This is a genomic window from Candidatus Jettenia sp. AMX1 (assembly GCF_030263775.1).
Lineage (GTDB): Bacteria > Planctomycetota > Brocadiia > Brocadiales > Brocadiaceae > Jettenia > Jettenia caeni.
Genome location: NZ_SZPP01000035.1, coordinates 20,621 through 43,906, shown reverse-complemented (window position 1 = coordinate 43,906; position 23,286 = coordinate 20,621). Strand labels below are relative to the sequence as shown.

At 40.4% G+C, this 23,286-nt stretch carries 26 protein-coding genes, 1 tRNA gene and 1 pseudogene; 11 read left to right on the top strand and 17 right to left on the bottom strand.

Annotated features, from left to right (window positions below; genetic code table 11):
- Nucleotides 1–3 precede the first annotated feature (3 nt).
- From FBQ94_RS11335 to surE, 9 genes are all read right to left on the bottom strand, one after another.
- Nucleotides 4–933 (bottom strand): NAD(P)H-hydrate dehydratase, encoded by a 930-nt coding sequence (locus FBQ94_RS11335; RefSeq protein ID WP_285442138.1) that lies wholly within the window; start codon nucleotides 931–933, stop codon nucleotides 4–6.
- Nucleotides 934–1,098: 165 nt separating this feature from the next.
- A complete protein-coding gene (larB, locus tag FBQ94_RS11330; protein WP_007221528.1) occupies nucleotides 1,099–1,851 on the bottom strand; it encodes a nickel pincer cofactor biosynthesis protein LarB in 753 nt (250 codons plus the stop codon).
- A 48-nt stretch (nucleotides 1,852–1,899) separates the two neighbouring features.
- Nucleotides 1,900–2,907 (bottom strand): tRNA (adenosine(37)-N6)-threonylcarbamoyltransferase complex transferase subunit TsaD, encoded by a 1,008-nt coding sequence (tsaD, locus tag FBQ94_RS11325; protein ID WP_040543662.1) that lies wholly within the window; start codon nucleotides 2,905–2,907, stop codon nucleotides 1,900–1,902.
- A gap of 71 nt (nucleotides 2,908–2,978) precedes the next feature.
- Nucleotides 2,979–4,334 (bottom strand): S41 family peptidase, encoded by a 1,356-nt coding sequence (locus FBQ94_RS11320; RefSeq protein ID WP_007221526.1) that lies wholly within the window; start codon nucleotides 4,332–4,334, stop codon nucleotides 2,979–2,981.
- On the bottom strand, nucleotides 4,331–5,275 hold the full coding sequence (locus tag FBQ94_RS11315) for a transketolase family protein (protein ID WP_007221525.1): 945 nt from the start codon (nucleotides 5,273–5,275) through the stop codon (nucleotides 4,331–4,333). The genes FBQ94_RS11320 and FBQ94_RS11315 overlap by 4 nt, the downstream gene beginning before the upstream one ends.
- Nucleotides 5,263–5,385: a hypothetical protein gene (locus FBQ94_RS11310; RefSeq protein ID WP_285442137.1), complete on the bottom strand. Its 123-nt coding sequence runs from the start codon at nucleotides 5,383–5,385 to the stop codon at nucleotides 5,263–5,265. Before FBQ94_RS11310 ends, FBQ94_RS11315 begins: the two co-directional genes overlap by 13 nt.
- A 54-nt stretch (nucleotides 5,386–5,439) precedes the next feature.
- Complete coding sequence (locus FBQ94_RS11305) at nucleotides 5,440–6,267, bottom strand: transketolase (protein WP_007221524.1); 828 nt, start codon at nucleotides 6,265–6,267, stop codon at nucleotides 5,440–5,442.
- A 184-nt stretch (nucleotides 6,268–6,451) separates the two neighbouring features.
- Nucleotides 6,452–6,527, bottom strand: a tRNA-Phe gene (locus FBQ94_RS11300).
- A gap of 78 nt (nucleotides 6,528–6,605) precedes the next feature.
- Nucleotides 6,606–7,397, bottom strand: coding sequence for a 5'/3'-nucleotidase SurE (gene surE / locus FBQ94_RS11295; protein WP_007221523.1), 792 nt, complete (start codon nucleotides 7,395–7,397; stop codon nucleotides 6,606–6,608).
- 245 nt (nucleotides 7,398–7,642) lie between these two features.
- On the opposite strand from surE, the gene leuB reads away from it, so the two are divergent.
- Nucleotides 7,643–8,764, top strand: coding sequence for a 3-isopropylmalate dehydrogenase (leuB, locus tag FBQ94_RS11290; protein ID WP_007221522.1), 1,122 nt, complete (start codon nucleotides 7,643–7,645; stop codon nucleotides 8,762–8,764).
- A 554-nt stretch (nucleotides 8,765–9,318) separates the two neighbouring features.
- On the top strand, nucleotides 9,319–12,771 hold the full coding sequence (locus FBQ94_RS11285) for a pyruvate carboxylase (protein ID WP_285442136.1): 3,453 nt from the start codon (nucleotides 9,319–9,321) through the stop codon (nucleotides 12,769–12,771).
- A gap of 45 nt (nucleotides 12,772–12,816) precedes the next feature.
- On the opposite strand, the pseudogene tnpC reads toward FBQ94_RS11285, so the two are convergent.
- Nucleotides 12,817–14,233: pseudogene (gene tnpC, locus FBQ94_RS11280) on the bottom strand (IS66 family transposase).
- Nucleotides 14,234–14,738: 505 nt separating this feature from the next.
- Between tnpC and FBQ94_RS11275 the strand changes: the two are divergent.
- Both FBQ94_RS11275 and FBQ94_RS11270 read left to right on the top strand, forming a co-directional pair.
- On the top strand, nucleotides 14,739–14,978 hold the full coding sequence (locus FBQ94_RS11275; RefSeq protein WP_007221516.1) for a hypothetical protein: 240 nt from the start codon (nucleotides 14,739–14,741) through the stop codon (nucleotides 14,976–14,978).
- Nucleotides 14,975–15,382 carry a type II toxin-antitoxin system VapC family toxin gene (locus tag FBQ94_RS11270; protein WP_007221515.1) on the top strand — a complete coding sequence of 136 codons (408 nt, stop codon included), beginning with the start codon at nucleotides 14,975–14,977 and terminating at the stop codon, nucleotides 15,380–15,382. The genes FBQ94_RS11275 and FBQ94_RS11270 overlap by 4 nt, the downstream gene beginning before the upstream one ends.
- A gap of 53 nt (nucleotides 15,383–15,435) precedes the next feature.
- On the opposite strand, the gene FBQ94_RS11265 is transcribed toward FBQ94_RS11270, so the two are convergent.
- Together FBQ94_RS11265 and FBQ94_RS11260 are read right to left on the bottom strand one after the other, a co-directional pair.
- Complete coding sequence (locus FBQ94_RS11265) at nucleotides 15,436–15,681, bottom strand: DUF433 domain-containing protein (protein ID WP_040544069.1); 246 nt, start codon at nucleotides 15,679–15,681, stop codon at nucleotides 15,436–15,438.
- 37 nt (nucleotides 15,682–15,718) lie between these two features.
- Nucleotides 15,719–16,018: a hypothetical protein gene (locus FBQ94_RS11260; RefSeq protein WP_007221514.1), complete on the bottom strand. Its 300-nt coding sequence runs from the start codon at nucleotides 16,016–16,018 to the stop codon at nucleotides 15,719–15,721.
- Between the two features lie 469 nt (nucleotides 16,019–16,487).
- On the opposite strand from FBQ94_RS11260, the gene FBQ94_RS11255 reads away from it, so the two are divergent.
- The 7 genes from FBQ94_RS11255 to FBQ94_RS11225 all read left to right on the top strand — a co-directional run bounded on the left by FBQ94_RS11255 (nucleotide 16,488) and on the right by FBQ94_RS11225 (nucleotide 20,591).
- On the top strand, nucleotides 16,488–16,769 hold the full coding sequence (locus FBQ94_RS11255; protein ID WP_007221513.1) for a hypothetical protein: 282 nt from the start codon (nucleotides 16,488–16,490) through the stop codon (nucleotides 16,767–16,769).
- A gap of 43 nt (nucleotides 16,770–16,812) precedes the next feature.
- Nucleotides 16,813–17,145, top strand: coding sequence for a hypothetical protein (locus FBQ94_RS11250; protein ID WP_007221512.1), 333 nt, complete (start codon nucleotides 16,813–16,815; stop codon nucleotides 17,143–17,145).
- A gap of 89 nt (nucleotides 17,146–17,234) precedes the next feature.
- The gene (locus FBQ94_RS11245) at nucleotides 17,235–18,104 is read left to right on the top strand and encodes a hypothetical protein (protein WP_007221511.1); all 870 of its coding nucleotides are present in this window, start codon (nucleotides 17,235–17,237) and stop codon (nucleotides 18,102–18,104) included.
- 197 nt (nucleotides 18,105–18,301) lie between these two features.
- Nucleotides 18,302–18,814: a hypothetical protein gene (locus FBQ94_RS11240; RefSeq protein ID WP_007221510.1), complete on the top strand. Its 513-nt coding sequence runs from the start codon at nucleotides 18,302–18,304 to the stop codon at nucleotides 18,812–18,814.
- A 187-nt stretch (nucleotides 18,815–19,001) separates the two neighbouring features.
- Nucleotides 19,002–19,529, top strand: coding sequence for a hypothetical protein (locus FBQ94_RS11235; RefSeq protein WP_051006171.1), 528 nt, complete (start codon nucleotides 19,002–19,004; stop codon nucleotides 19,527–19,529).
- Nucleotides 19,530–19,591: 62 nt separating this feature from the next.
- A complete protein-coding gene (locus tag FBQ94_RS11230; RefSeq protein WP_007221508.1) occupies nucleotides 19,592–19,981 on the top strand; it encodes a hypothetical protein in 390 nt (129 codons plus the stop codon).
- Between the two features lie 217 nt (nucleotides 19,982–20,198).
- Complete coding sequence (locus FBQ94_RS11225; protein WP_285442134.1) at nucleotides 20,199–20,591, top strand: hypothetical protein; 393 nt, start codon at nucleotides 20,199–20,201, stop codon at nucleotides 20,589–20,591.
- A 140-nt stretch (nucleotides 20,592–20,731) separates the two neighbouring features.
- Here FBQ94_RS11225 and FBQ94_RS11220 read toward each other — a convergent pair whose 3' ends face one another.
- The 5 genes from FBQ94_RS11220 to FBQ94_RS11205 all read right to left on the bottom strand — a co-directional run bounded on the left by FBQ94_RS11220 (nucleotide 20,732) and on the right by FBQ94_RS11205 (nucleotide 23,265).
- Entirely contained in the window at nucleotides 20,732–20,995 is a 264-nt protein-coding gene (locus FBQ94_RS11220; protein WP_007221505.1) for a DUF2442 domain-containing protein, read from the bottom strand.
- A gap of 203 nt (nucleotides 20,996–21,198) precedes the next feature.
- Entirely contained in the window at nucleotides 21,199–21,333 is a 135-nt protein-coding gene (locus FBQ94_RS17480) for a DUF4160 domain-containing protein (protein WP_352246690.1), read from the bottom strand.
- 154 nt (nucleotides 21,334–21,487) lie between these two features.
- Nucleotides 21,488–21,883, bottom strand: coding sequence for a putative toxin-antitoxin system toxin component, PIN family (locus tag FBQ94_RS11215; RefSeq protein WP_007221504.1), 396 nt, complete (start codon nucleotides 21,881–21,883; stop codon nucleotides 21,488–21,490).
- Nucleotides 21,880–22,119 (bottom strand): ribbon-helix-helix protein, CopG family, encoded by a 240-nt coding sequence (locus FBQ94_RS11210; protein ID WP_007221503.1) that lies wholly within the window; start codon nucleotides 22,117–22,119, stop codon nucleotides 21,880–21,882. The genes FBQ94_RS11215 and FBQ94_RS11210 overlap by 4 nt, the downstream gene beginning before the upstream one ends.
- A 105-nt stretch (nucleotides 22,120–22,224) precedes the next feature.
- A complete protein-coding gene (locus tag FBQ94_RS11205) occupies nucleotides 22,225–23,265 on the bottom strand; it encodes a mechanosensitive ion channel family protein (RefSeq protein WP_007221502.1) in 1,041 nt (346 codons plus the stop codon).
- Nucleotides 23,266–23,286 lie beyond the last annotated feature (21 nt).

Sequence of the window (23,286 nt, the reverse complement as noted above, 5' to 3'; positions counted from 1 at the left end):
TCCTTACAAACCTTCTTCACAGGCTAAAAACGCCTTGGGTAAACTATCGAGAATATCGGTAGCAATCAGTGAAATCTGACCCACCTCCTGTGCCGCAAGATCACCTGCCAGGCCGTGCAAATATACGCCTAACTGCGCTGCCTTAAAAGGGGTGTATTGCTGTCCTGAAAGGGCGGCAATTATACCGGTCAATACATCCCCAACTCCGGCAGTTGCCATTCCGGGGTTACCTGTCTCATTCAGATAAAATTGTTCTTCATTCATAACAATAGTCCTATATCCTTTTAATACCAGGGTCACATTCCGCCTGCCTTTAACAAACATCCGGGATATTTCCAGACGCCTCGATTGAACCTCTATCGTTGATACCCCAACAAGACGCGCCATTTCTCCGGGATGTGGTGTAAGAATAATGTGCCTCTTTATTTGATCTAATATTTTTGGGCTATCAGCAAGAGCATTAATACCATCGGCGTCTAATACAATGGGAATATCTAAAGACTGTAATAACCACAGTACCAATCTTTTTGTCTCCGGATATTGGGATAGACCGGGACCAATAGCAATTACATCAAATCGTTGTGAAAAATCGAGGATATCCTGACGGCCGAGATCGGATAAGGTTTTTACCTGCGTTTCCGGTAAGGGACGGGTCATGACGCAGGTCAACTGGGATGCTACAATCCCATAGAGACTTTCCGGAATACCCAGAGTAACAATCCCTGCGCCGGCACGCAGGGAGGCAGTACTGCACAGACATGCTGCGCCAGTCATGCCAATTGAACCCGCAAGCACCAATACTCGCCCGTAGTCGCCTTTGTGGGTGTCAGGCTTTCTGGAAGAAATTTTCGGTATATCGCAGATAATGAAACCAGACAAAATGAGCCAGGATTTCATTACACCATCACGGACAAACAAGTTTGTCCGTGCCACCCTATCTAAAATACTGTTCGGTTTTATCTATTGAGTACTATAGCATCGATAAGCATTCGAAATATCAGTATTCACAAGGAGTTTTGGATGCAAAAACAGGTTTGGGATAACTTCTCAACATAAGTCCGCTTTCTCATACTCTCTGGCGTCCTCTACGGCACACCATCATTCCCTTGTTCTATTAATCAAAGAGGCAACATAAGCAGCTCCAAAACCGTTGTCGATATTCACGACGGAAACCCCGGAGGCACAACTGTTCAACATAGACAAGAGTGGCGCAACCCCATAAAAACTTGCCCCATAACCAATACTGGTAGGCACACCAATAACAGGACAATCTACCAGCCCTCCCACTACACTTGCCAATGCCCCTTCCATCCCCGCTACTACGATAATTACATTGGCCTTGAGTAGTTCTCCATGACTTTTCATTAACCGATGAATACCGGCTACACCGACATCATACAAAACCTTCACCGTATTGCCCATAATCTCTGCTGTTACTTTAGCCTCCTCAGCTACAGGGATATCAGAAGTACCCGCTGTTATAATTAAAATCATTCCTTTGTGAGGTTTTCGGCGTGTCTTTTGTATCGTAATCGCCTTTGCCTGTTCATGATAAACGGCATCGGGAAACTCCCGGGAAACGGCATCATACATTTCCCTATCAGCGCGGGTCGCAAGCATATCATTTCCACCTGCAACGATATGTTCTGCAATTCTTACTACTTGATCGGGGGTCTTACCCAGACAAAAAATAACCTCCGGAAAACCGCAACGGATTTTGCGATGGCTATCCACCTTCGCAAAACCAATGTCCTTATAAGGTAATTCTTTAATTTTTTCAAGGACATCGTGTATCGGTACGTCTCCAGCCTTATAATTTTCTAATAACTTTTTTATTACATCAATATCCATATCTTATTTTCATAATTATTCTCAATACAACGGAAAAGCTATTAAATCTTATGGAATAGCTTCAAGAGTAAGATCGGCACTATTTCCCTCTAAATATTTCTTATAAGCCAGCCCTGCCACCATGGCAGCATTATCAGTACATAATCTGGCAGAAGGGTAATATACAGGGATACCTGTCTCTTCTGATTTTTCTTTTAATCTTTGGCGTAACCTTGAGTTTGCTGCCACACCGCCACCCACCAGTATTCCTTGAACATTATACCTGTGTGATGCCTGGACGGTCTTATCTACTAAAACATCAATGACTGCCTCCTGAAAACTTGCCGCAATATCGGCAATCTCCTGATTGGAGAGTGGCTTTGATTGAGAAACGTTTGCATCCTGTCCCCGATAGTAATATAATACTGCAGTTTTAAGCCCGCTAAAGCTGAAGTCAAGCGAGTCCTTTTCAAGATAAGATCTTGGAAATGCAATCGCACTTCGGTTTCCTTGCCTTGCAAGCTTATCAATAACAGGTCCTCCGGGGTAACCGAGACCTAATATTTTTGATACTTTGTCAAAAGCCTCACCCGCAGCATCATCGATTGTCCCTCCCAATGGAATATGCTTCGTCTCGCTTTCCGATAAAAAAAGGGTTGTATGCCCTCCGGAAACTACCAAACTTACTGTTGGATACTGTATATCCCCATGCTCGAGATTATTTGCATAGATATGGGAATGAAGGTGATTAATGGCTATGAGAGGTATATCCAGCGCCATACATAACGTTTTGGCAGATGTCACACCGATAAGCAAGGCGCCAATAAGACCAGGTGTATTAACAACAGCAATCGCATCGATTTCAGCAAGCTGCGCCTTCGCATCAACAACGGCATTGTTAATAACACTGATAACAGATTCCAAATGTGCCCGGCAAGCAATTTCCGGAACAACACCACCAAACTGACGATGTAAAACATCCTGGGATAGAATAATGTTTGACAGTATTTCATTTCCATCTTTTACAATGGACGCCGAAGTCTCATCGCATGATGTTTCAATACCAAGAATTAGCATACATAAAAAAAGCAGGAATAACTCCTGCCTTATCAAAATAATCTTAATGTAAAAATAACACAATAAATCCTTTAAGGAGTATTCGCGCCCTTCGCATAAACTTCTATACCTTTCAGAACATCAATAGCTCTTTCAAGCTGAACATCTCTATAGGGTGACTTCTCTTTTTTTACAGAAGAGCCTTGCGGTACAGGCTCTTTTCCCTTACCTTCGCTTTCCCTGACCTCATTAGTCTTTGTATCTCTGTCTATATCTATCATGGATAGATGTTCATGCAACGCCTTTGTCTCAGCAAAACTGAGGGGAACCTTAATATGCGGCTCAATCCCTTTCTCGTGGATACAAACCCCTGATGGAGTATAATATCGCGCAGTCGTTAATTTCAAGGCGGTTTTACCATCCCAAACGGGAATCAGGCTCTGCACTGATCCCTTGCCAAATGTTTTAATACCCAGTAGTAAACCCCGTTTATGATCCTTAATAGCCCCGGCAACAATTTCTGATGCGCTTGCGCTTCCGTTATTTACCAGCACCACTAAAGGAAACTTGGGATATGTCCCCTGTTTTCGTGCCTGGTACGTATAATTCTGTGTCGTATCTCTTCCTTTTGTAGAAACAATCAGACCTCTCTCCAGGAATTTATCAGCCATATCGACAGCAATATTCAATAACCCGCCCGGATTGAATCTCAAATCCAGTATCAGACTTTTCATACCCTTTTTCAACAAATCCTGAACGGCTACGTCCATATCCTTTGTGGTATTTTCCTGAAAATTTGTTACGGCAAGGTAGCCAATCTTATAATCATCATCTACTATTCTGGCGCCGCGTATGCTTTTTACATGGATCGTTGCGCGTTCCATAGTAATATCGACTGGAACTGTATCCCCCTCATGGACAACGGTCAGGGTAATTGTTGTTCCTAATTTGCCCCGGAGTTTCTTTATGGCATCTCTGACGCTCATGTTTTCGGTAAATTCACCGTCGATCTTAATAATCCGGTCGCCTACCAATATTCCGGCTTTAAAAGCCGGAGAGTCAATAATTGGAGTAATTACGGTTAACAGCCCTTCCCTTATAATTACCTCAATTCCCAGCCCCTCAAATTCACCCTCTGTCTCAATCTTGAGATCTTCTAATTCTTCAGAACTAAAATATTGACTATAGGGATCAAGCCCTGAAAGCATGCCGCGATATGCGTTGGTAAGAATGGTATTAACATTTATCTCATCAACGTATTTATCCTGCAATTCCTTTATGACTTTAATAAACTCCTCAAATTCTTCATAAATATCCTCTCGGGTCTCTTTAGCTTTTTCTTTAACTTCTGCATTAGGCTTTTCAAGAGGTTTATCTTGCCCGAACGAAACCGTTCTGACTGACAAAAGCGTTATACAGAATAAAAGAACATACACCCTCGTTTTCATTTTCTCTTACGCCCTATAGCTCGCCTGGCAGCTAAAACAATATCCTCCGGCTGGAGATGGTATTCCTTAAAGAGGATATCAGGTTCGCCAGATTGACCAAATCGATTATCTATACCAATCATCTCAACAGGCACAGGATAATTTCGGGATAATACGGATGCAACCGCGCTACCCAAACCACCATCCAGCACATGCTGTTCTGCAGTTACTACTGCATTTCCCTGTTTTGCAACACTCACAACAACATCCTGATCTATGGGTTTGATAGTATGCATGTTAACAACCGTTGCCTCGATCCCATCCTTCGATAATATATCAGATGCTGTAAGAGCATTGGCAACCAATGCCCCGCAAGCAACAATCGCCACATCTTTACCCGTTCTAAGAATATTTGCTTTTCCAATAGTGTAAGGATCCTCCTTTTTGGTAATTACGGGTACGGCCGCTCTGCCCAGGCGAATATATACGGGACCTTTATAATCTACAGCAGCCAGGATAGATTTTCTCGTTTCGAATGCATCGCAAGGTTCAATAACTGTCATGGTTGGTATTGTTTTCATCAAAGATATATCTTCTATACACTGATGTGATGCCCCATCCGGTCCCACAGATACACCACTGTGCGTGGCAACGATCTTTACATTCAATCCGCTATAACAAACGGTATTTCTGATCTGCTCCCATGTCCGTCCTGTAGCAAAAATACTGAAACTGCTCACAAATGCTATTTTCCCGCAGGTTGCTAACCCGGCAGCCGTATTCACCATATTCGCCTCGGCTACCCCCATATTAAAAAACCTGTCAGGAAATTTCTTGCCGAATTTAGCTGTGGTCGTGGATTTTGAAAGATCAGCATCCAGTACTACAATATCTTTATTCTTTTCGCCCAGTTCTACCAGTGCGTCACCATATGCCTGACGCGTAGCTATCATTTCAGCCATTGTATTCTTTCATCATTAAATTGTTCCTTATACACCCATTCATGAACTTCACTTCTTTTACGGTATCTTACATCCTTCCATACAAGCACACTATCAAAGCAATTTATCATAATATTTCTTCTTATAATAAATTATCTTGACGCTATACTACTAGTATCCGACTGTTACCTCATTTCAGCCAGCGCACGTTCGGTCTCTTCTCTCGATGGCGCCTTTCCATGCCAATCAACGTGGTTTTCCATAAAGGAGACCCCTTTCCCCTTAACTGTTTTTGCCACAATAACCGTAGGTTGACCTTTTATCTTCTCTGCATCATCATAAGCGGCTAAGATAGACTGGTAATCATGCCCGTTAATTTCTATCACATGCCAGCCAAAACCGCGCCATTTTTCAGGGATAGGGTGTGAGGACATAATCTCATGGATAAACCCATCAATCTGCAATCCGTTTTGATCTATGATTGCGCATAGGTTGTCTATTTTATAATGACTTGCTGCCATTGCTGCTTCCCATACCTGTCCCTCCTCAATTTCCCCATCACCTAACATAACATAAGTACGGAAATCCTTTTTATCCAGCTTTGCAGCCAGGGCGATCCCCAAACCAACGGAAAGCCCCTGCCCTAACGACCCGCCGGATATCTCAATTCCCGGCGTTGTTTTCATGCAGGGATGCCCTTGCAGAATACTGCCAAACTGCCGCAAGGTATCAAGGTTATCGACACTAAAATAACCCTGTTCGGCAAGGGTGGCATACAGCGCCGGACAGCCATGGCCTTTCGACAAAATAAACCTATCCCTGTCCGGCCAAGTGGGTAATTGCGGGTTATGTCTTAATTTCTTATAAAAAAGCGCAACCAGTAAATCTACTGTTGATAATGAACTACCGGGATGGCCGGAACCGGCCTTTGCTATCATCCTTATCACATGTCTTCGGATAACCTTTGCATGCTCTTCTAAAGATTGAATATCTAAATTTTGTAAATTCTTCATAATATAAATACCGATAAAAAAACAAAATATTCTAAGATATCATGGGTAATAAGTTTCGAGTAAAAATGGATCATCAAACAGGAAATGATAAAAAGGCGGGAGTAAACTACATTGAATAATTATCTTATAGGTGAAGTAGCACAAAATTTTGAGTTGATTATGTTAAACTACCATTCTCAATAAGTGGTGGGCAGAGGCGGGATCGAACCGCCGACACCAGGATTTTCAGTCCTGTGCTCTACCAACTGAGCTATCTGCCCTTTTTTATTCTCTCTGCAAAAAATATCTCTGCATAAGAAATACATTGTTTATTATTATAGAAATGAGGTAGAGATAAGTCAAGATTTTTTATTATCCCGTTCGTAAGGAGTACTTCCCCAATCCCAATCCTCAATTTTCTTGTAAAGATATTGATCAGTCAAATCGTAACGAAGAGGTGTAACGGAGATATAACCTTCATTAACGGCGCTGATATCCGTTCCCTCCTCGTGGTGAATGGATTTATTAGTACCTATTAACCAGTAATAATCCTTCCCGTTCGGGTCTTTGCGTTTTTCAAAGGTCTCCCTGAAATCATGAGCAAACTGCCGTGTTATCTTAACTCCTTTCATTTGACTGGATGGACAAGAAGGAATATTCACGTTGAGCAGCGATCCTTTCTGTAGTTTATGCCTGGTAATGCTTTCTATGACATTTCTCGCTACTTTTGACGCATCGTTAACATCATCATACCGCTCAGAAATATCAAAGGAGACAGCAATAGAAGGAAATCCCATAATAGCCGCCTCCACAGCCGCAGCAACTGTTCCTGAGTAGAGGATATGAATACCCACATTGGCTCCCATATTAAGCCCTGATATAACAATGTCCGGCCCTCCTCTCATAATTTCAAAAATAGCCAATTTCACACAATCAGCTGGCGAACCATTCACACCATAACCAATAAACTCATTATTTAAATGCACCTCACGAATGCGTAAAGGATGGCCGAAGGTAATCGAATGCCCTACACCGCTCTGTTCAATATCAGGCGCTACCACGGTTACTTGCCCCAGATCCTGAATACTCCGTTTTAAGGCGGCAATACCTGGCGCATAAATGCCATCATCGTTCGTCAATAATATCTTCATAATTTACCTCAATATTCATATCTGCCCAATAGGGCGGAACAATGGGTTATTCATCAATAATTGTTGTACTATTCTTTTTTACTGGTACTAGAAACAATTTACCCAGTAATACAATATTGTCAACAAAAATAATGGAAGTAGATTTTCTTAAAAATAAAGGTAAAATACAGTATTTAAACTATAAGCTTTGAGAAGTTTTAAGCTATCACAACAATCGAAAAGCGCGGATAGAGGGAGATTATTACATGAAAAAATGCATTGCTGTATTGGCAGGAGATGGGATTGGACCAGAAATAATGAAGGAAGGGCTGAAAGTGCTTGACGCCGTAGCAAAGAAATACGGCCATACCTTTGAATATAAAGAGGCATTAGTAGGCGGATGCGCCTACGATGCCTATGGTCACCCACTCCCTGATGAAACAAGAAAGGTCTGTGATAGTGCCGATGCTATATATTTTGGTGCGGTAGGCGGGCCGAAATGGGAAACGTTGCCAGCGGAATTGACCCCCGAGCGCGGGGCATTACTGCCCCTGAGGTCCATTTACGGCCTTTTTGCAAACTTGCGTCCTGCCGTAATTTTTGGCCCATTAGCAGATGCCGCGTCTCTGAAATCAGAACGGTTGAAGGGAGGACTGGACATCCTGATTGTGCGGGAGTTGACGGGCGGGGTTTATTTCGGCAGAAATAAGGTCACATCGCTTGCCCTGAAGGAAGGGACCGTTCAGGGAGAATACGCTGTCGATTACATGATTTACTCAGTACCGGAGATTGAAAGGATTGCCAAAGTAGCCTGTGAAGCAGCTATGAAACGCGGTAAAAAGTTAACCTCTGTTGATAAGGCAAACGTTCTTGAAAGCTCAAAACTATGGCGGAAAGTGGTTATTGATTACGTTCAAAAAAAATATCCGATGATCCAGTTGAATCATATGTATGTCGACAATGCAGCCATGCAACTCGCTACAAACCCGAAACAATTTGATGTTATTGTCACCGAAAATATGTTTGGCGACATCCTGTCAGATCTGGCATCGGCCATTACCGGGTCCATTGGCATGCTTCCCAGCGCCAGCCTTTCAGAAACAGGCTTTGGGCTTTTTGAGCCTATTCATGGCTCTGCGCCGGATATTGCAGGACAAGGCAAGGCCAATCCGCTGGCGCAAATCTTATCAGGGGCAATGATGCTCAAATACGCTTTCGGACTCAGTAAAGAATCAAACGCTATTGAACATGCTATTATGTCGGTGCTGGAGGATGGATATCGGACCGGTGATATTGCCTCTGCTAACACGCTAAAAGATAAAATACTTTCAACTTCTGGAATGGGAATCAAGGTAGCGGAGTATATAAGCAAGGTGGAGGGGAAGTAAAGCGAATAATCTCCCTCCATCAGTTCACCCGTAGCGCTGTGCACATACCACTCCTGATGAAAACGAAATTCATCTCCCGGATCAATCAACCGGTAACAACTCAACGCTTTCAGCATATTTAGCCAGCTTGGACGGCAAACGCAAGTCTGAGCTTGCCTTTAATGCGCCACAATCCGGCAATATACCAAAACAGAATTAATTCATGGAATGAATGCAGGGTAGAAGGACATCTATGATGGTTTATGAGATTGCTTCGGACAATACCCTCGCAATGACCCGCATTCCTACTTCTATCATGAGACTGAAGTTAATATGAAGTATTGGAGTAATGGTGATTTCCATAACAATAATCCATTACTTCATGCCGGTTGCTCCACAACTATAGCACTGAAAAAATGTGGATAAGAATGTGCAAAGATACAATTATACAATCCTCAAGACTATTGCATACAATAATTAATAGTATATAATATATCAATTTTAAAGAGATTGTTCTCGCATGATATCTTCAAAATACGATGAATTTTTCGGTAAATTATATGTAAAGGTTTTTTATGGAAATCAGGAAATTTAAAAAGCTTCTCGTTGCCAACCGTAGTGAGATAGCGATACGGGTCTGCCGGGCAGCGCATGAACTTGGTATTAGAACTGTAGCAATATATTCCCACGAAGACCGCTTTGCGCTTCATAGATTTAAAGCTGATGAAGCGTATCAGATTGGTAAGGGCAAAGAGCCTGTCAGAGCTTACTTGGATATAGAAGGAATTATTCAAATGGCTAAAGAGAAGGAAGTTGATGCCATACATCCGGGCTATGGGTTTCTCTCTGAAAATGCCAACTTTGCCCGTGCCTGTGAAAAGGCAGGTATTGCCTTCATCGGTCCCCGCCCGGAAATTCTTAGCATGCTTGGAGATAAAACCTCGGCCAGAATAATTGCTGAGAAAGCCCAGGTTCCCATACTTTCCGGATGTAACCATCCCATAAAAAGTCTGGATGAGGCTAAGTCCCTTTGCAATAAACTGGGATATCCGGTTATCATCAAGGCTGCCCACGGGGGTGGAGGTCGCGGTATGCGCGTGGTTCGCGGTGAGTTAGAGCTGAGCCATCGTCTGAACGAAGCACAGCGTGAATCCCTGACAGCCTTTGGCTCTGATGAGTGTTTCGTAGAAAAATACGTCGAAAAAGCGCGCCATATTGAGGTACAGATCCTTGGCGACAAGTACCATAATATTGTGCACCTGTTTGAGCGCGACTGCTCCCTGCAAAGACGCCACCAGAAGGTTGTTGAGATCGCCCCGGCACAGAATCTCGATAAAAACATCAGACAGAACATCTGTGATGCAGCCGTAAAAATATGTAAATCTGTGAGTTATGATAACGCCGGTACCGTAGAATTTCTTCTTGATACAGAAACCAATAAGTATTATTTCATCGAAATAAATCCCAGAATTCAGGTCGAACATACCGTCACCGAAACTATCACCGGTTTTGATCTGGTGAAGAGACAAATCTTAATCAGTGAAGGGTTTCCCCTCAATTCACCAGAAATCCGCATACCGAACCAGGAGGCAATTCATATCAATAGCATTGCCTTCCAGTGCCGGATTACCACAGAGGACCCCTCCAATGGGTTTGTTCCCGATTACGGACGTATCCAGCATTACCGTTCTGCCGGTGGCATGGGCATCCGTCTTGACGCCGGAACTGCCTTCTCCGGCGCCCTCGTAACTCCTTACTATGATTCTATGCTGGTGAAAGTTACAGCGTTTGGAACCTGTTTTGAAGAAACAGCACATCGTATGGACAGGGCATTGGATGAGTTCCGGATTCGTGGGGTGAAAACCAATATTCCGTTTCTCATTAATCTGGTTAACCATAAAGATTTCCTGGCAGGTAAATGCACCACGCGCTTCATTGACGAAAATCCGAGCCTCTTTCACTTTCCGCGCCGCAGGGACCGCGCTACCCTCATCATGCGTTTTGTGGGGGATATGCTGGTCAACGGCCATACTCTTATTAAGGAAATACCGAAGTCTGTATGCCGCCGTAAAGCGCCGGTTCCGGCTGTTGATCGTAAAAACCCCAGACCGAAAGGCGGTCGTGACCTTCTTCTGGAAATGGGACCGAAAAAATTTGCACAGCACATCCTCAGGGAGAAAAAATTATTGCTGACGGATACAACCTTCCGCGATGCACATCAGTCTTTACTGGCTACCCGTATGAGGACAGTAGATATGCTGAATATAACTGAGGCCTACTCGAGAAACCATGCTGATTTCTTCTCTCTTGAAATGTGGGGTGGAGCAACCTTTGACACTGCCATGAGATTCCTCTCGGAGTGTCCCTGGGAACGCCTGCGCTTCATGCGCAGACTAGCGCCCAATATACTCTTCCAGATGCTGCTCAGGGCCTCGAATGGTGTTGGTTATACCAACTACCCCGATAATGTCGTTAAGGCATTTATCAAACAGGCTGCGGAAAGCGGTATGGACATATTCCGTGTCTTCGACTCGCTGAACTGGGTTACGAACATGAAAATAGCGATGGATGCCGTTCTGGAAGAAACCAACGCCCTCTGTGAAGCTGCTCTATGTTATACCGGGGATATTCTGGACCCAAAACGGACAAAATACACGCTCGACTATTACGTAAAAATGGCAAAAGAGCTGGAAGGACATGGCGCCCATATCCTTGCAATTAAAGATATGGCTGGCCTCTTGAAGCCTTATGCTGCCTATGAACTTGTTCGTGCCCTGAAGTCCGAGCTAAAGATCCCCATACATCTTCATACTCATGATACATCAGGTGGTCAGATTGCCACCCTTATCAAGGCTGCAGAAGCCGGTGTAGATATTGTTGACGTCGCAATGGGGCCTCTTGCCGGCCTGACATCTCAACCCAATCTGAATACCCTGGTGGAAATGATGCGTTTTCATGAACGTGACACGGGTATGGACTTCAAGGCACTGGGATTGCTCTCGGACTATTGGGAAGTGGTCAGGGAGTATTATGCGCCATTTGAATCTATTCAAAAATCAAGCACTGCCGAGGTGTACCACCATGAGATACCCGGTGGCCAGTTTACCAATCTTTTCCAGCAGGCACACTCGATGGGGTTGGCGCACCGGTGGCATGAAATCACTGATGTTTATGCGGATGTCAACCAGCTTTTTGGAGATATTGTGAAAGTTACTCCATCCTCGAAGGTTGTTGGAGATCTGACACTTTTTCTGGTGACAAATGACCTCAATGCCCAGGATATCGTTAAAAATAACAGGGAAATTTCTTTCCCCACCTCTGTGGTAGAATTTTTTGAAGGTCGTCTCGGTCAGCCAACCGGAGGCTTCCCAAAAGAGGTACAATACAGAATTTTGCGCGGGGCGCCTGCTTTTACGGAAAGACCCGGCGCTAATCTGCCGCCTGTCAATCTTGACGAGATTAAAGAAGAAGTTGAGGGCCGGATCTCCAGGCCCATCACCAACGAAGAACTCATGTCCTATCTGATGTATCCGGATGTCTTCATTCAGTACGCTGAGCACAGAAAGAAATACGATGACGTGTCTGTCATTCCCACGGATGTATTTTTCTATGGTCTGCCCATGAATGAAGAGGTTGCTATTGACATCGAGGAAGGAAAGACCCTGATTTTCAAACTGGTAGCCATAAGCCCGTCAAATGTAGAAGGAAATTGTACCGTCTTCTTTGAGCTTAATGGTCAACCGCGTGAAGTAGTTATTGCCAATCGAAAAGCGGCAGCTTCAGTAACCAAACGTCCCCAGACAGAAGAAGGAAACACCAAACACGTCGGTGCTCCCATGCCAGGCATGATTGTCACGATAAAAGTGGCAGCCGGTGATAAAGTTGCTAAAAATGACCCGCTTCTCATCATGGAGGCCATGAAAATGGAAGCAACCGTTTACGCTGAACACGATGGTGAGATTGGACAGGTGTTGGTTAAGAAAAGAGACTGTGTTGAGGCAAGAGACCTGCTGATCGTTTATAAGTAATCATACAATTTCAGTAACTATTCAGCGTATTTTCGGTCACAATCGCTATGAGCGAACAAAATCGGGCAATTCGCCGTGAAACAGCATCCTTAATGCCTGACTTAAATTTACCTCTTGTTTTCGACAGGTCGAGAGATAACTGCGAATACGGCAGAACATCCTGGCTCCCTCCAATGAACGGAAACAGCCCGATATTTTCTGCTGAACCTTTGTCATCCGGATATCGTTTTCAGCCAAATTATTCGTGAAGGAAACGTTTTTATTGTCCATAAACCTCAGGACATCATCCTCATACTCTCGTAATCGTTCCAGAAGATTCCTGGCTTTTGTCCTTCTCAGCCGCCCCCTTTTCCCCTTACGGTTTGTTTCATCAGGGGGAGGGCTTTCTGCTTCTGCGTTTTGCAATATTGCCCGGTATCTTTGCCGGTATTTTTCAGACTCACCAGCTCCCAACACTCCCCCGGCATCGTTTGTTACACGATTTATCTCTTCAAGCAAGGCTTTCATCTCTTTCGTCCATTTCTGCTTATTGTCCTCTTCCCACACCCCCTCTAATTCTCTCATGTGGTGCGCATTACAGAGCACGTGCGTACAGGGATATGTGTAATACGACTTCAAAGGTCATGACAAAGAATCCCCAGAAATTGGGGCAATATCCCTATACTATCCATCGCCTCTGTCCCACGCTTTTGATGAGGGAAAAAGTATGTCCACCTGCTATTGGATGCGCTATGCAACCAATATCTGTCCCCATTCTTGTTAATACTCGTTTCATCCACATGCAACACATCTGACTTGGCCAGTTCTGCCTTGCTTTTCACCTCGAAAGTTCCCAGGTATTCGTAGGCTTCCTGATTAAAGTTGTAAAGGAAACCTTAACTCACCGGTATCGCCATCTGCTCTTCAAAATACTCCTGGATTCTTTTATAGGGTATCAATTGATACTGTGACATATATACTGCATGCGCCTTCAAATCCGCCCCATACTGTGCCGCCTTTGTTACTCCTTCAGGAAAGGGCGCAACAAATCGGTTCCCGTTCGTGTCCTCAACTATCTCTGCACGATACTCTGTTACCTCCCTTGAAATCTTCATATCAAACACCTGACGCGCTTCATAACCCACCTCCTTATATTCCCCACGCGGCAACTTCCTCCGGTCTACTTTTATCACTTCCACTTTATCAGGGTTCTCAACCCTTTCCAGCGTCACCCCCTCACGACCCTTTTGTCCTCCCGCCTTCCTCTCACCTTTCGCCTTACTTTCTCTCCGTCGGTTCGGATCGCTTGAGGGCGGCTTACTGCTGTTGCGACTGTTACGATTTAAACGACCAACCAGCAGCGTTATCAGTAATACCAATACTCTACCATGGACCTCATGGCTGGCGAGAGCCCTTTCTCTTCAGAAAGAAGCTTCTCTACTTTTTGGAGCGTTACCTCTATGTCTCTATTGTCTATCGTCAATGAATCCACCTGTATAATGAGCCACTCATTTATCTCCTGCAGCTATTATATCACAGGCTTTTTCATCCATTTTTTTGACGCTATAAGGCACGACAAAGGCACGAATTTCTCTTGCTGACATCAGTCCATCCATAGCTTTGCTATCGCCTCACATAGACTGTGTTAACCGCCTTTACAGGCCTTATATACCACAATCTATTCCCAATGCCTCTTTATCCCAAATTCCCTGTCAAACAAATTTTGAAATATTTTCGCTGAATAGCTACCAATTTCAAAAATTAATCAACATCTCTCAATACCCGTGAAAACCTCTTGAATGTCAGATTTAAGTGTCAGAATCGGGCTTAAAATCAAGGGATTCTACAAAAACTTTTCAAAAAATATATTTTTTTGACTATACTTTTTGATTTATTTATGTTGTATTTCTCCAGACTGCCCCTTGACATTACTAATTTGTACATATACTATATAAGTATAAATTATACATCTTATGTGGAGGTAATAGATGGGCTTACTAAAAAAATTGAATTTTTTTGTAGAAGAGGATATTCGTAAAGAGCTCGACGAATTAGTGCCAGCGGGACAGAAAAGTAAGATAATTAATGAGGCATTACGGAAGGAACTACTCAGAATAAGGCGAAAAACGGTTACAGAAAAGCTTGCATTATTAAAATCTAAAGGTCCAAAGGTTTCACAAAAAGAAATAGTTAAGCTTTTGAAGCAGGACAGGAATCGTAAAACGTGAAAATACTTGTGCCAGATGCCTCTGTAATCCTAAAATGGGTGCTGGAAGATAAAGAAAGCAACCGCGATACCGCAACGATGCTTCTCAAGGGATGGGTAGAACAAGAGCACGAGTTTATCGTTCCATCTCTTTGGCTTTACGAGGTTGGCAACGTTTTGGGTATAAAAAGGCCAAAAGATGCTGAAAAGATACTGGAAATTCTGCTTGAATATAAATTTAAGGAAGTAAAAATTACAAAAGACGTTGCCAACATTGCATTTTCATTGATGAGAGAATGTAGAGGAGTTACCTTTTACGATACCATATACCATGCTGTAGCTATAAAGAATAAAGGAACTATGGTAACTGCAGACAAAACCTATTATGATACGGCAAAGGATAAAGGTTCACTACTATTGCTTTAAGCCAACTCAATTTTCGTGTGGGTAAATAACCCGATAAACATATGCTGACCCGTTTACGTTATTCGTATTTCTGTAGGAATCGCACAGAAAGATTCTTCACGCATACATTCGGTCGCAAAAACAAAAACGGCACGTATATGTTCTCTTGTTAGCGTTGGATAGTTTTCAATGACCTGTAGTTCTGTCCATCCCTCGGCAAAAAGTCCCAAAATAAATTCCACTGACAGTCGCGTTCCTCTAACAACAGGCTTTCCCAGCAAAACTTCTGGATTCGAATGTATGTACTTTCTCCAATCTATAGTTGTCATTATTTTATCTCCTTTCAAGAGCCATGGGTCAATATTTAATAACCAAATTTTCCTTTAATGATTCAACCTCTTTTTGAAAATTTACATCTCTTTTTATTTCAGTCTCTACCCTCTTTAACGCCTTACTTACAGTTGACCCATTTATTTTAAAGTATCTTTCAATTTCTATGTTCTTCTCATTAGATTTCTTAGTCGTTGTCTTAAATTTTTCACTGCCAGGAATTATACCAGATTCTACTTCTTCAAAGGAGTTATTTTCTTTCTTTATACCTGCCTCCACAAATTCTCTATATTCCTTTATCCCTATACCTTTTGTTTTGAAATGCAAGAAAGGGTTTCTCCGGTATTGCGAAAGGAGTTTCGTCTTTACATGTATCCATATATTCCTTAACCTGAATAAGTCGTAAAGAAAAGTCTTTTTGTTTCCTCATACAGAGCAACTAAGACACTATTTTAGAGTTTCTTTCTCGTTTTATCATTTCAAACCAGAAACCCAAAATTCGAAATACATCATTTAAAAGTAAATTCAAAATGAACAGTTAATGCCTTTCTGCCTTATGTAGATTAGTCCAATCTGTGATTCAAATAAAAAATATGGAATTTTGGAAATATACACTTTTTACAAATTAATTTAATAATTTATTTTTAACATATTCTAGCACTGGCATTTAAATAAAATTAAAAATAAAATTGGGATTTTTGCTTGATTTATATATACAACGTAATATAATATAATATCCTTAGAATAATAAAAATTATACTATGTATATTATTGTAGGCTTTTGAAAGGAGTCACAATGAAAATCAAGAATTATGCTTACAAACGGATTCAACAAAGAGGCCTTGACACAACAGTGATCAAAATTATTGAAGAGACAGTCCCAATAAAATACATAAAAAAAAGCCAACAAGGCATTTTAGACCGAAGAACCACTCAGGCATATACTCAGATATTGAGAAAAATAGCCAATAAAATTGAAAAGTTTACAGGTACAAAGATAATACTAGATGGAAGCGGTTCTATGCTGCTTACTGCTTATAGATTGAAAAGAGATAAAAAAAAACACTACAAGCATTAATGTAGAAAGCTTTTTAAAATTTTAGCATGAAAGGAAAGATTTAATGGAATTTACTTATTATGGTGAATGCTACAGGTGTAAAGAAAGATCTTCAATTACTTCAGTTCCATTAGGAGGAATAAGAATTTGTCAGGAGTGTTTACTTAAAATAGGAGAATTATTTTTAGAGGTTGTTGGAAGTTCGAAAATAAGAAATGATTGGGAAAATTTAAGTATGGATGAGATTATTCCTAAAATTCTTAACATATGTTTTAATTCTGGTTTAGGAACATATTTAATGTTTAAAGAATTAAATGAACCTTGTGAAAGCAAACAAGAAATTCCAGATAAAATTCAGAGCAGACAGATTACTGAGTATTTCACAGATGTGTTATAAGAAGTATAGCCTTCTTTGTATTGGTAAATGAATGTTTTTTAGAAGGTAAAAAATTTGAATAAATATTTTATTTGTAAATTGAGGTTTTTATGGAAAAACAAAAAAGAACAACAAAATTAACACTTGATGTTATACCAAAAGTAGATTCACGTGATAGAGCAATGTTAATTAATAGTTTAACAGAATTAGATATATATAAATTAGCAGTAGGCAAAAATGCTGCACTGGGTTTTTCTACAGAGGAACTTAATGCAATTGAGGAGAAATACAAAGGGCAGAGAGGGCTATTTAATGAAGATATACAAAACGAAATAAATAAAAAGGGGTGGCTGTTAAAGCCAACCACTATCAAGCAATACATTCAAAGAGACCAACTACCCATGCCAAAAGAACGCAAAAAGGTTAAAGGGAAAGGAGCGGTTTCTTTATATCCACTTGACTTCATGCGACATCTAAATTTTGTTAGATTTATGCTCAATGCTGGTAGAGAAACTTTTATATCTTTGTTGGTACTAATTTCTACTGCCCAAGCATTGGGTAAAATAAGCGATCATAGTTTTATACGAAGTATGCACCATTGTGAAGAAATTTACGATAGTGATGATAACTCGTCTATTATAGATGATTATTGCGACGAAATCGAAGGCAATATAAGCTTTCTTGATAGCAGTGTTATGGCTGGTTTGAATTGCCTTATAGAAGATTTTAAGACTGCTATTAATATACTTGATGGTCAGTTTGAAAGGGTCCCTGCGTCTGAGCACAGGCTGAAAATACTCGAAAAGATAAAAGAAAAATTGCGGACCACAAAAAATATTGATGATGATTTTTTTAATACAATAAAATTGAGGTTAAATGAAGACATATCAGAGTTATATGAGATTAAAAAAGCGTTAGAAGATTCTTCAAGAAAACTAAAAGACTTAATAGCAGAAACAAAAAAGGCATTATGGACATAGATTTAGTAAATTTCAAATTGGAACAAATTATAGTTTTTGTAGGCATAATTTTAATTTAAGGAGAGAATAAAATGCAAATAGTGGATATAAATTTGCTTCAAAGAGGAATTAATTGGTGGCTTTCAAAAAACGCAAATTGGGATAAAGACTTCCTTAACTCTTTCTATTCCAGTTTATATTAAAGGAGACCTAAAGAATTGAATTTATCTTGGTGGAAGGAAACGGTTGACAAATTATGGGAATGGAAGGCAATACGTTCACAAAGACCACCAAATACCAAGAAAGAAATTTTTGAAAGAGGGTCAGAGAGGCTTTTAAGAATTAATGAGATTTATAAGCAAATACATATCAACAATAATCGAGAACCCACTATTAGAGACGTTTCATGGGAAGATATTAAAGAATTATTTCGATTAATGCGTGATATTAAGAATACTAAATCACCTGTATTTGCTAGTAAACTTGGGCATTTTCTCTTACCACGTGTCTTTTTAATAATAGACAATGAGGCGACAAATGTATTCAATTATGAGGATCTATGGAGAAAGTTAAAATTAGCTTGGCAAGAGTTTAATGAGAAAGAGAATGCCATCAAAATCCTTACTGATGTGATTAAAAAATATAATGCGATATCTTTGCATCCTGATTACCCTTTTGAAACAAAAATATTAGAATTGTGTATGATAGGTTATAAACATATAACTTTGTAATTAATCTGAAATAAATATGTAATGGAAAGTCCAATTTAAAAGTTAGGTAAGGTTAAAGGAGATTAGCTAATAAGTAACATTAACTCTTTGTGGCATAGTAAATCTGAATCAAGTTGAGTTGCGCTTTAGATAAGCATCATACATCAAGAGCAGTACGGTTGCCAGGCTCGACCCACTAGATCTCACGATGATTCACAATTTTATTCCGGAAGAATGGTACTCTTTCCTATACGATAAATACTTTCCATGGAAATATACAGTACCGAATCGGCTTGCTACGACTCGGAATAGTTTGGAGAAAAATAGTTTAGCTGATTTATATCAAATCAAGGAACGCCTGCTTTCTTTTGATAAGAATGATGTTAGAAAAGGGCTTAAGCTTGCAAAATCCATTAAAGGGCTTGGTATTGCAGGCGCTTCTGGCCTTCTGACACTCATGTACCCAGAATATTTTGGCACGGTCGATGAATTTCTGATATTGGCATTAGCAAATGTCAATGGATTATTTGAACAGCCACAATTAAAGGAATTAGCTAAAAGAATTAATGAAAGCAAGAAACCTCATGGTAAATCCTTTAGTATTAGCCCCCCAAATGGCATTATGCTTATTAATATCATGAGAAGAAAGTCTACTGAGAACAATGAATGGTTTCGAACATCTTTTTGGACACCACGAAAAATTGATAAGGTGTTGTGGGCGTATGGCCATCTATAGAACCGTAGCGAACATAAAACATCAAAAAAGTAGATAGTTGGAATTTTAGAAGGGAGTACCTTATGGGTGCAGAGGAAGTAGCCCTTTCCAGAGTAGAGGAACAAATCGAAGCACGTGGCTATAAAGTGATACGCCGTCCCCGCAACTACAAATATGGCGATTTGCTGGCATACAAGTCCGGCCGGGAAGTGCGAGTAGAGGTGAAGGGGCTGGCATCGAGGAATGGCATATGGCTGAAAAGAAGGCAAGTCGAGGTAGTAGATATAATGGTGATCTATATAGTTGATGAGAAAAATGTTTGGGTACTCTCTCCAAAGGACGCTCTATTTTTACTAAATGTCTATCAAACTGACTTTATTGCACGAAAAGGGTATCCACCTGCCGCAGAAGGTTTCAACAAAAGCCAATTTCCCCATCCGACTGGTTGGGTGCCGCTAGATAAGCTGCTTTGATAAAATGCTTCAGGGAAAAGGTATTGGGAAATTGGATTACTACATTAGGTGGGCTCTTGCCAGGAATACAAATGGATTAAAAGGTGCAAATCTTTTAAAATTGAAGACTGTAAAATACGGCAATTCCTTATATCTAAAGAGAGCAGGAAAGACAGGAAAATGCCTGAATTCCTGTCTTCCTTAACCATAAAAATGATTAAATAAAAGGAGAAAAACCATGAACACTATCTTTAAGAATTTAATACTCGCCTGCGGTATATGTTGTATTTTCTCAAGCGTAGTCTTTGGCGATTCCTCCATAAAACGACACTTCGACAGGGATAGTAACTACACTGGGTATTCTAAAAAGAGACCGGACGACTCAACTACAAAATATTACGACCGAAATAGCAACTATACGGGCCACTCCCACTCAGAGGATAGTAAAACGAAATACTACAATAGTAAGGAAAATTATACAGGATACTCCATCACCGACCCAAACAGATCTACCACAAAATATTATGACAGGAATAGTTCTTATACCGGATATTCAACCACCGATAAGTCAGGGAAGACCAGATTTTATGACAAGAAGGGGAACTACACAGGATATCATTCTGACAAATAGAAAGGAATACGGACACGGATTTGCGCAGCAGGATAAGCACGAATCTATTTTTTCTTATGCCAAACATCTCAAGTAGTTGATTCCACGTTCAGTGATGTGGTACTTTTGTTAGTGAATCTTGTGGCAAATATTCTGAATCTTTAGTTGTGATATACGAGAGGATATTTGTCAGGGTCTACCAATGATTCTATTTCAAGGTCTATATCGAGTTTCTCCCATCTCAGGTGGTTATCATGGAAAAGCTCTACTTCTAATATCTCACCTATCTTTGCTTCCTTAAACCACGGAAAATCTTCGAATGGTAAAAAATACTCAGTACCTTTGACATACAACCATATCCCATGATTTGATATGTTGGTTACTTCAACGTGAGAAGTGCTTTCTCCAACTTTCTTTGATTTCATGAATTCGTTCCTTTGTTATGTTAAGTAATTCACTGATTTCGTTCTGTTTCAATCCTTTATTTACTGATAATTTAATTATATAGGAATTTTCATTTTATTTAAGCGGGTTCGCGGTAGGGTGGATTAAGGCGTTGGTTTTTACGCCGAATCCACCAACAATATTTACAGAAAAGGTGGATTCGCTATCGCTTAATCCACCCTACTCATAACTTGATCTTGGGCTCCAACCATATTTTTGCCTCCCTATCAGAAGACCATACATGCACATGCATCCTTCGCTCTTCTCTTGGGAGAAATAAAAATCTATACCGATTGTAGCGAAACACCGTTGAACTCATTTATGTTCCTCCGTACATAGATACACCATAGGTCATTGTTTTGCCGTTGCACTGTTCATCTTTTCTCCATTACAGCATATATTGCTCAAAAGAAGAATAAGAATTTCCAAAATTAATAGTGTGGTGTTCCCTGAGATCATCCCTGAATTATTGGTTACTTTAAGCTCAAATATTCCTTTAAGCTTATAACCTTTATCCCTTTGTATTCTTTTAATTCTAACATTTCTTTATCACCCGTCACTATGGTATCGGCCTTTCCATAGAAAGCGCACTCAAGGATTCTGTTATCGGGATCATCTTTGAAAACACGAATTCTCTTCGATGGTTTTACCTCTTGTGCAATATCAGATAGATAAACTGCTACATGGCTAATAGCTTCTCTGTCACGCTGAAATTTCGTGGAAAGTACTTCTAAAATCTCCTTGATGATTTCCTTCGAAATTAAGAGCGTATCATTGCCTTCAATTACTCGCAAGATGGCCTTTTCTGCTTTACTGCCATGGATAACAAAAGCAGAGATGAAGATATTTAAGTCAAATACAATTTTCACTTTTTAAGATATTTCTCAAGTTCTTTCTCGGTGAGAATACCGTTTTCTTTTGCCCTGCGACTCCAATAGCCCTGAATTTCATAAAATTCCTTTTTTAATCTTTCCTTCCTTGTAATCCTCAAAGCATCTTGAATTACTGCACTTAATGTCTTCCCTTCCTCTTCAGCTATCATTTCTACCTCTTTTGCCAGTTTTGCCGGAAGAGAAATAGTCTTTTTTACTGTTGTAGTAGTCATATAAACATCTCCTATTATGGTATGAGATAATCCTACCATAAACAGTTTCACCAAAATAACTATTTTTGTTACAAAAACGACCTTTTCAATTACTTACTTTCTTTATCAGGAATGAAGTTTAAGTAGGGTAGGCCTTTCAATTCCCCGGGCCTCGAACTCCTCATAAATACGAAAATTAATCCTTTGCTGGATATCCATATACTTATTAAAGTCAGATCCAGTAATGTAATAAACTATCTCAAAAATCATGCTAGAGTTTTCATATGATTGAAAATGTGCGCGGCCAAATACGGCATCGTCAATATTCTCAATAATATTTTTTATAATACCGGGCATTTCTTTTAATTTTTGGAGAGGTGTTTGATATGTTACACCAATCGTAAAAAGGACCCGCCTCCTTTCCATCTGCTTATAGTTATGGATACGGGAACTTGTAAGGCGGGAGTTGGGAAAAACGATTTGCTCACCAGCTACGCTTGTGATTCTTGTTGTTTTTACACCGATGTTTTCAACAATTCCCATTTTATCATCAACAATGATAAAATCACCAACCTGGAAAGGACGGTCAAAAAATATCACAAAGTAACCAAAAAAATCACTTAATACCGCTTGTGCTGCAAAAGCTACAGCAACACCACCAATGCCAAGTCCCGTTATAATTGCTGAAATCCTGAAATCAAGATTATCGAGAAGGAAAAGAAGGCCGAGTCCCCAAACTACAATAGTTACAATAGTCGATATCCCCCTCAAGTTTCTCATACTTTCTTTATCGCCAACCCTCTTCTCCCAATAATATTTAAAGACATAGTGGGTAATCACAACAGTAAATCGAATGATAAAGAAAGCAACAATTATAACAAGAGCAGAATGAAAGATTTTTGCTACTGATGTACTCAGGTCTAAATAGGTTAATCCAAAGTAAAAAGCACAAAAATAAAGTAAGGGAATAATGAATTTTTCAATCCCTGAGATAATAACATCATCAATGATGATTTTTGTGTTTTCAATCCATGCCTTTAATCGCTTCTGAATAATACCTTTTAGAACCCTGATAGTAAGCACTAATACGATAATAATACCTATGCTTATGAGGTAATCTAAGAGGGTATTACCAAAATATTTTTGTTCCGAAATGAAGTGAATCAAATTTTTTCTCCTATAATTTTA

Excerpts from the sequence above, each read along its gene's own strand:
- larB (WP_007221528.1), bottom strand. The coding sequence starts at position 1,851 with ATGGATATTGATGTAATAAAAAAGTTATTAGAAAATTATAAGGCTGGA.
- tsaD (WP_040543662.1), bottom strand. The coding sequence starts at position 2,907 with ATGCTAATTCTTGGTATTGAAACATCATGCGATGAGACTTCGGCGTCC.
- FBQ94_RS11320 (WP_007221526.1), bottom strand. The coding sequence starts at position 4,334 with ATGAAAACGAGGGTGTATGTTCTTTTATTCTGTATAACGCTTTTGTCA.
- FBQ94_RS11315 (WP_007221525.1), bottom strand. The coding sequence starts at position 5,275 with ATGGCTGAAATGATAGCTACGCGTCAGGCATATGGTGACGCACTGGTA.
- FBQ94_RS11310 (WP_285442137.1), bottom strand. The coding sequence starts at position 5,385 with ATGATAAATTGCTTTGATAGTGTGCTTGTATGGAAGGATGTAAGATAC.
- FBQ94_RS11305 (WP_007221524.1), bottom strand. The coding sequence starts at position 6,267 with ATGAAGAATTTACAAAATTTAGATATTCAATCTTTAGAAGAGCATGCA.
- surE (WP_007221523.1), bottom strand. The coding sequence starts at position 7,397 with ATGAAGATATTATTGACGAACGATGATGGCATTTATGCGCCAGGTATT.
- leuB (WP_007221522.1), top strand. The coding sequence starts at position 7,643 with ATGAAAAAATGCATTGCTGTATTGGCAGGAGATGGGATTGGACCAGAA.
- FBQ94_RS11285 (WP_285442136.1), top strand. The coding sequence starts at position 9,319 with ATGGAAATCAGGAAATTTAAAAAGCTTCTCGTTGCCAACCGTAGTGAG.
- FBQ94_RS11275 (WP_007221516.1), top strand. The coding sequence starts at position 14,739 with ATGGGCTTACTAAAAAAATTGAATTTTTTTGTAGAAGAGGATATTCGT.
- FBQ94_RS11255 (WP_007221513.1), top strand. The coding sequence starts at position 16,488 with ATGAAAATCAAGAATTATGCTTACAAACGGATTCAACAAAGAGGCCTT.
- FBQ94_RS11250 (WP_007221512.1), top strand. The coding sequence starts at position 16,813 with ATGGAATTTACTTATTATGGTGAATGCTACAGGTGTAAAGAAAGATCT.
- FBQ94_RS11245 (WP_007221511.1), top strand. The coding sequence starts at position 17,235 with ATGGAAAAACAAAAAAGAACAACAAAATTAACACTTGATGTTATACCA.
- FBQ94_RS11235 (WP_051006171.1), top strand. The coding sequence starts at position 19,002 with ATGATTCACAATTTTATTCCGGAAGAATGGTACTCTTTCCTATACGAT.
- FBQ94_RS11230 (WP_007221508.1), top strand. The coding sequence starts at position 19,592 with ATGGGTGCAGAGGAAGTAGCCCTTTCCAGAGTAGAGGAACAAATCGAA.
- FBQ94_RS11225 (WP_285442134.1), top strand. The coding sequence starts at position 20,199 with ATGAACACTATCTTTAAGAATTTAATACTCGCCTGCGGTATATGTTGT.
- FBQ94_RS11220 (WP_007221505.1), bottom strand. The coding sequence starts at position 20,995 with ATGAAATCAAAGAAAGTTGGAGAAAGCACTTCTCACGTTGAAGTAACC.
- FBQ94_RS17480 (WP_352246690.1), bottom strand. The coding sequence starts at position 21,333 with ATGAGTTCAACGGTGTTTCGCTACAATCGGTATAGATTTTTATTTCTC.
- FBQ94_RS11210 (WP_007221503.1), bottom strand. The coding sequence starts at position 22,119 with ATGACTACTACAACAGTAAAAAAGACTATTTCTCTTCCGGCAAAACTG.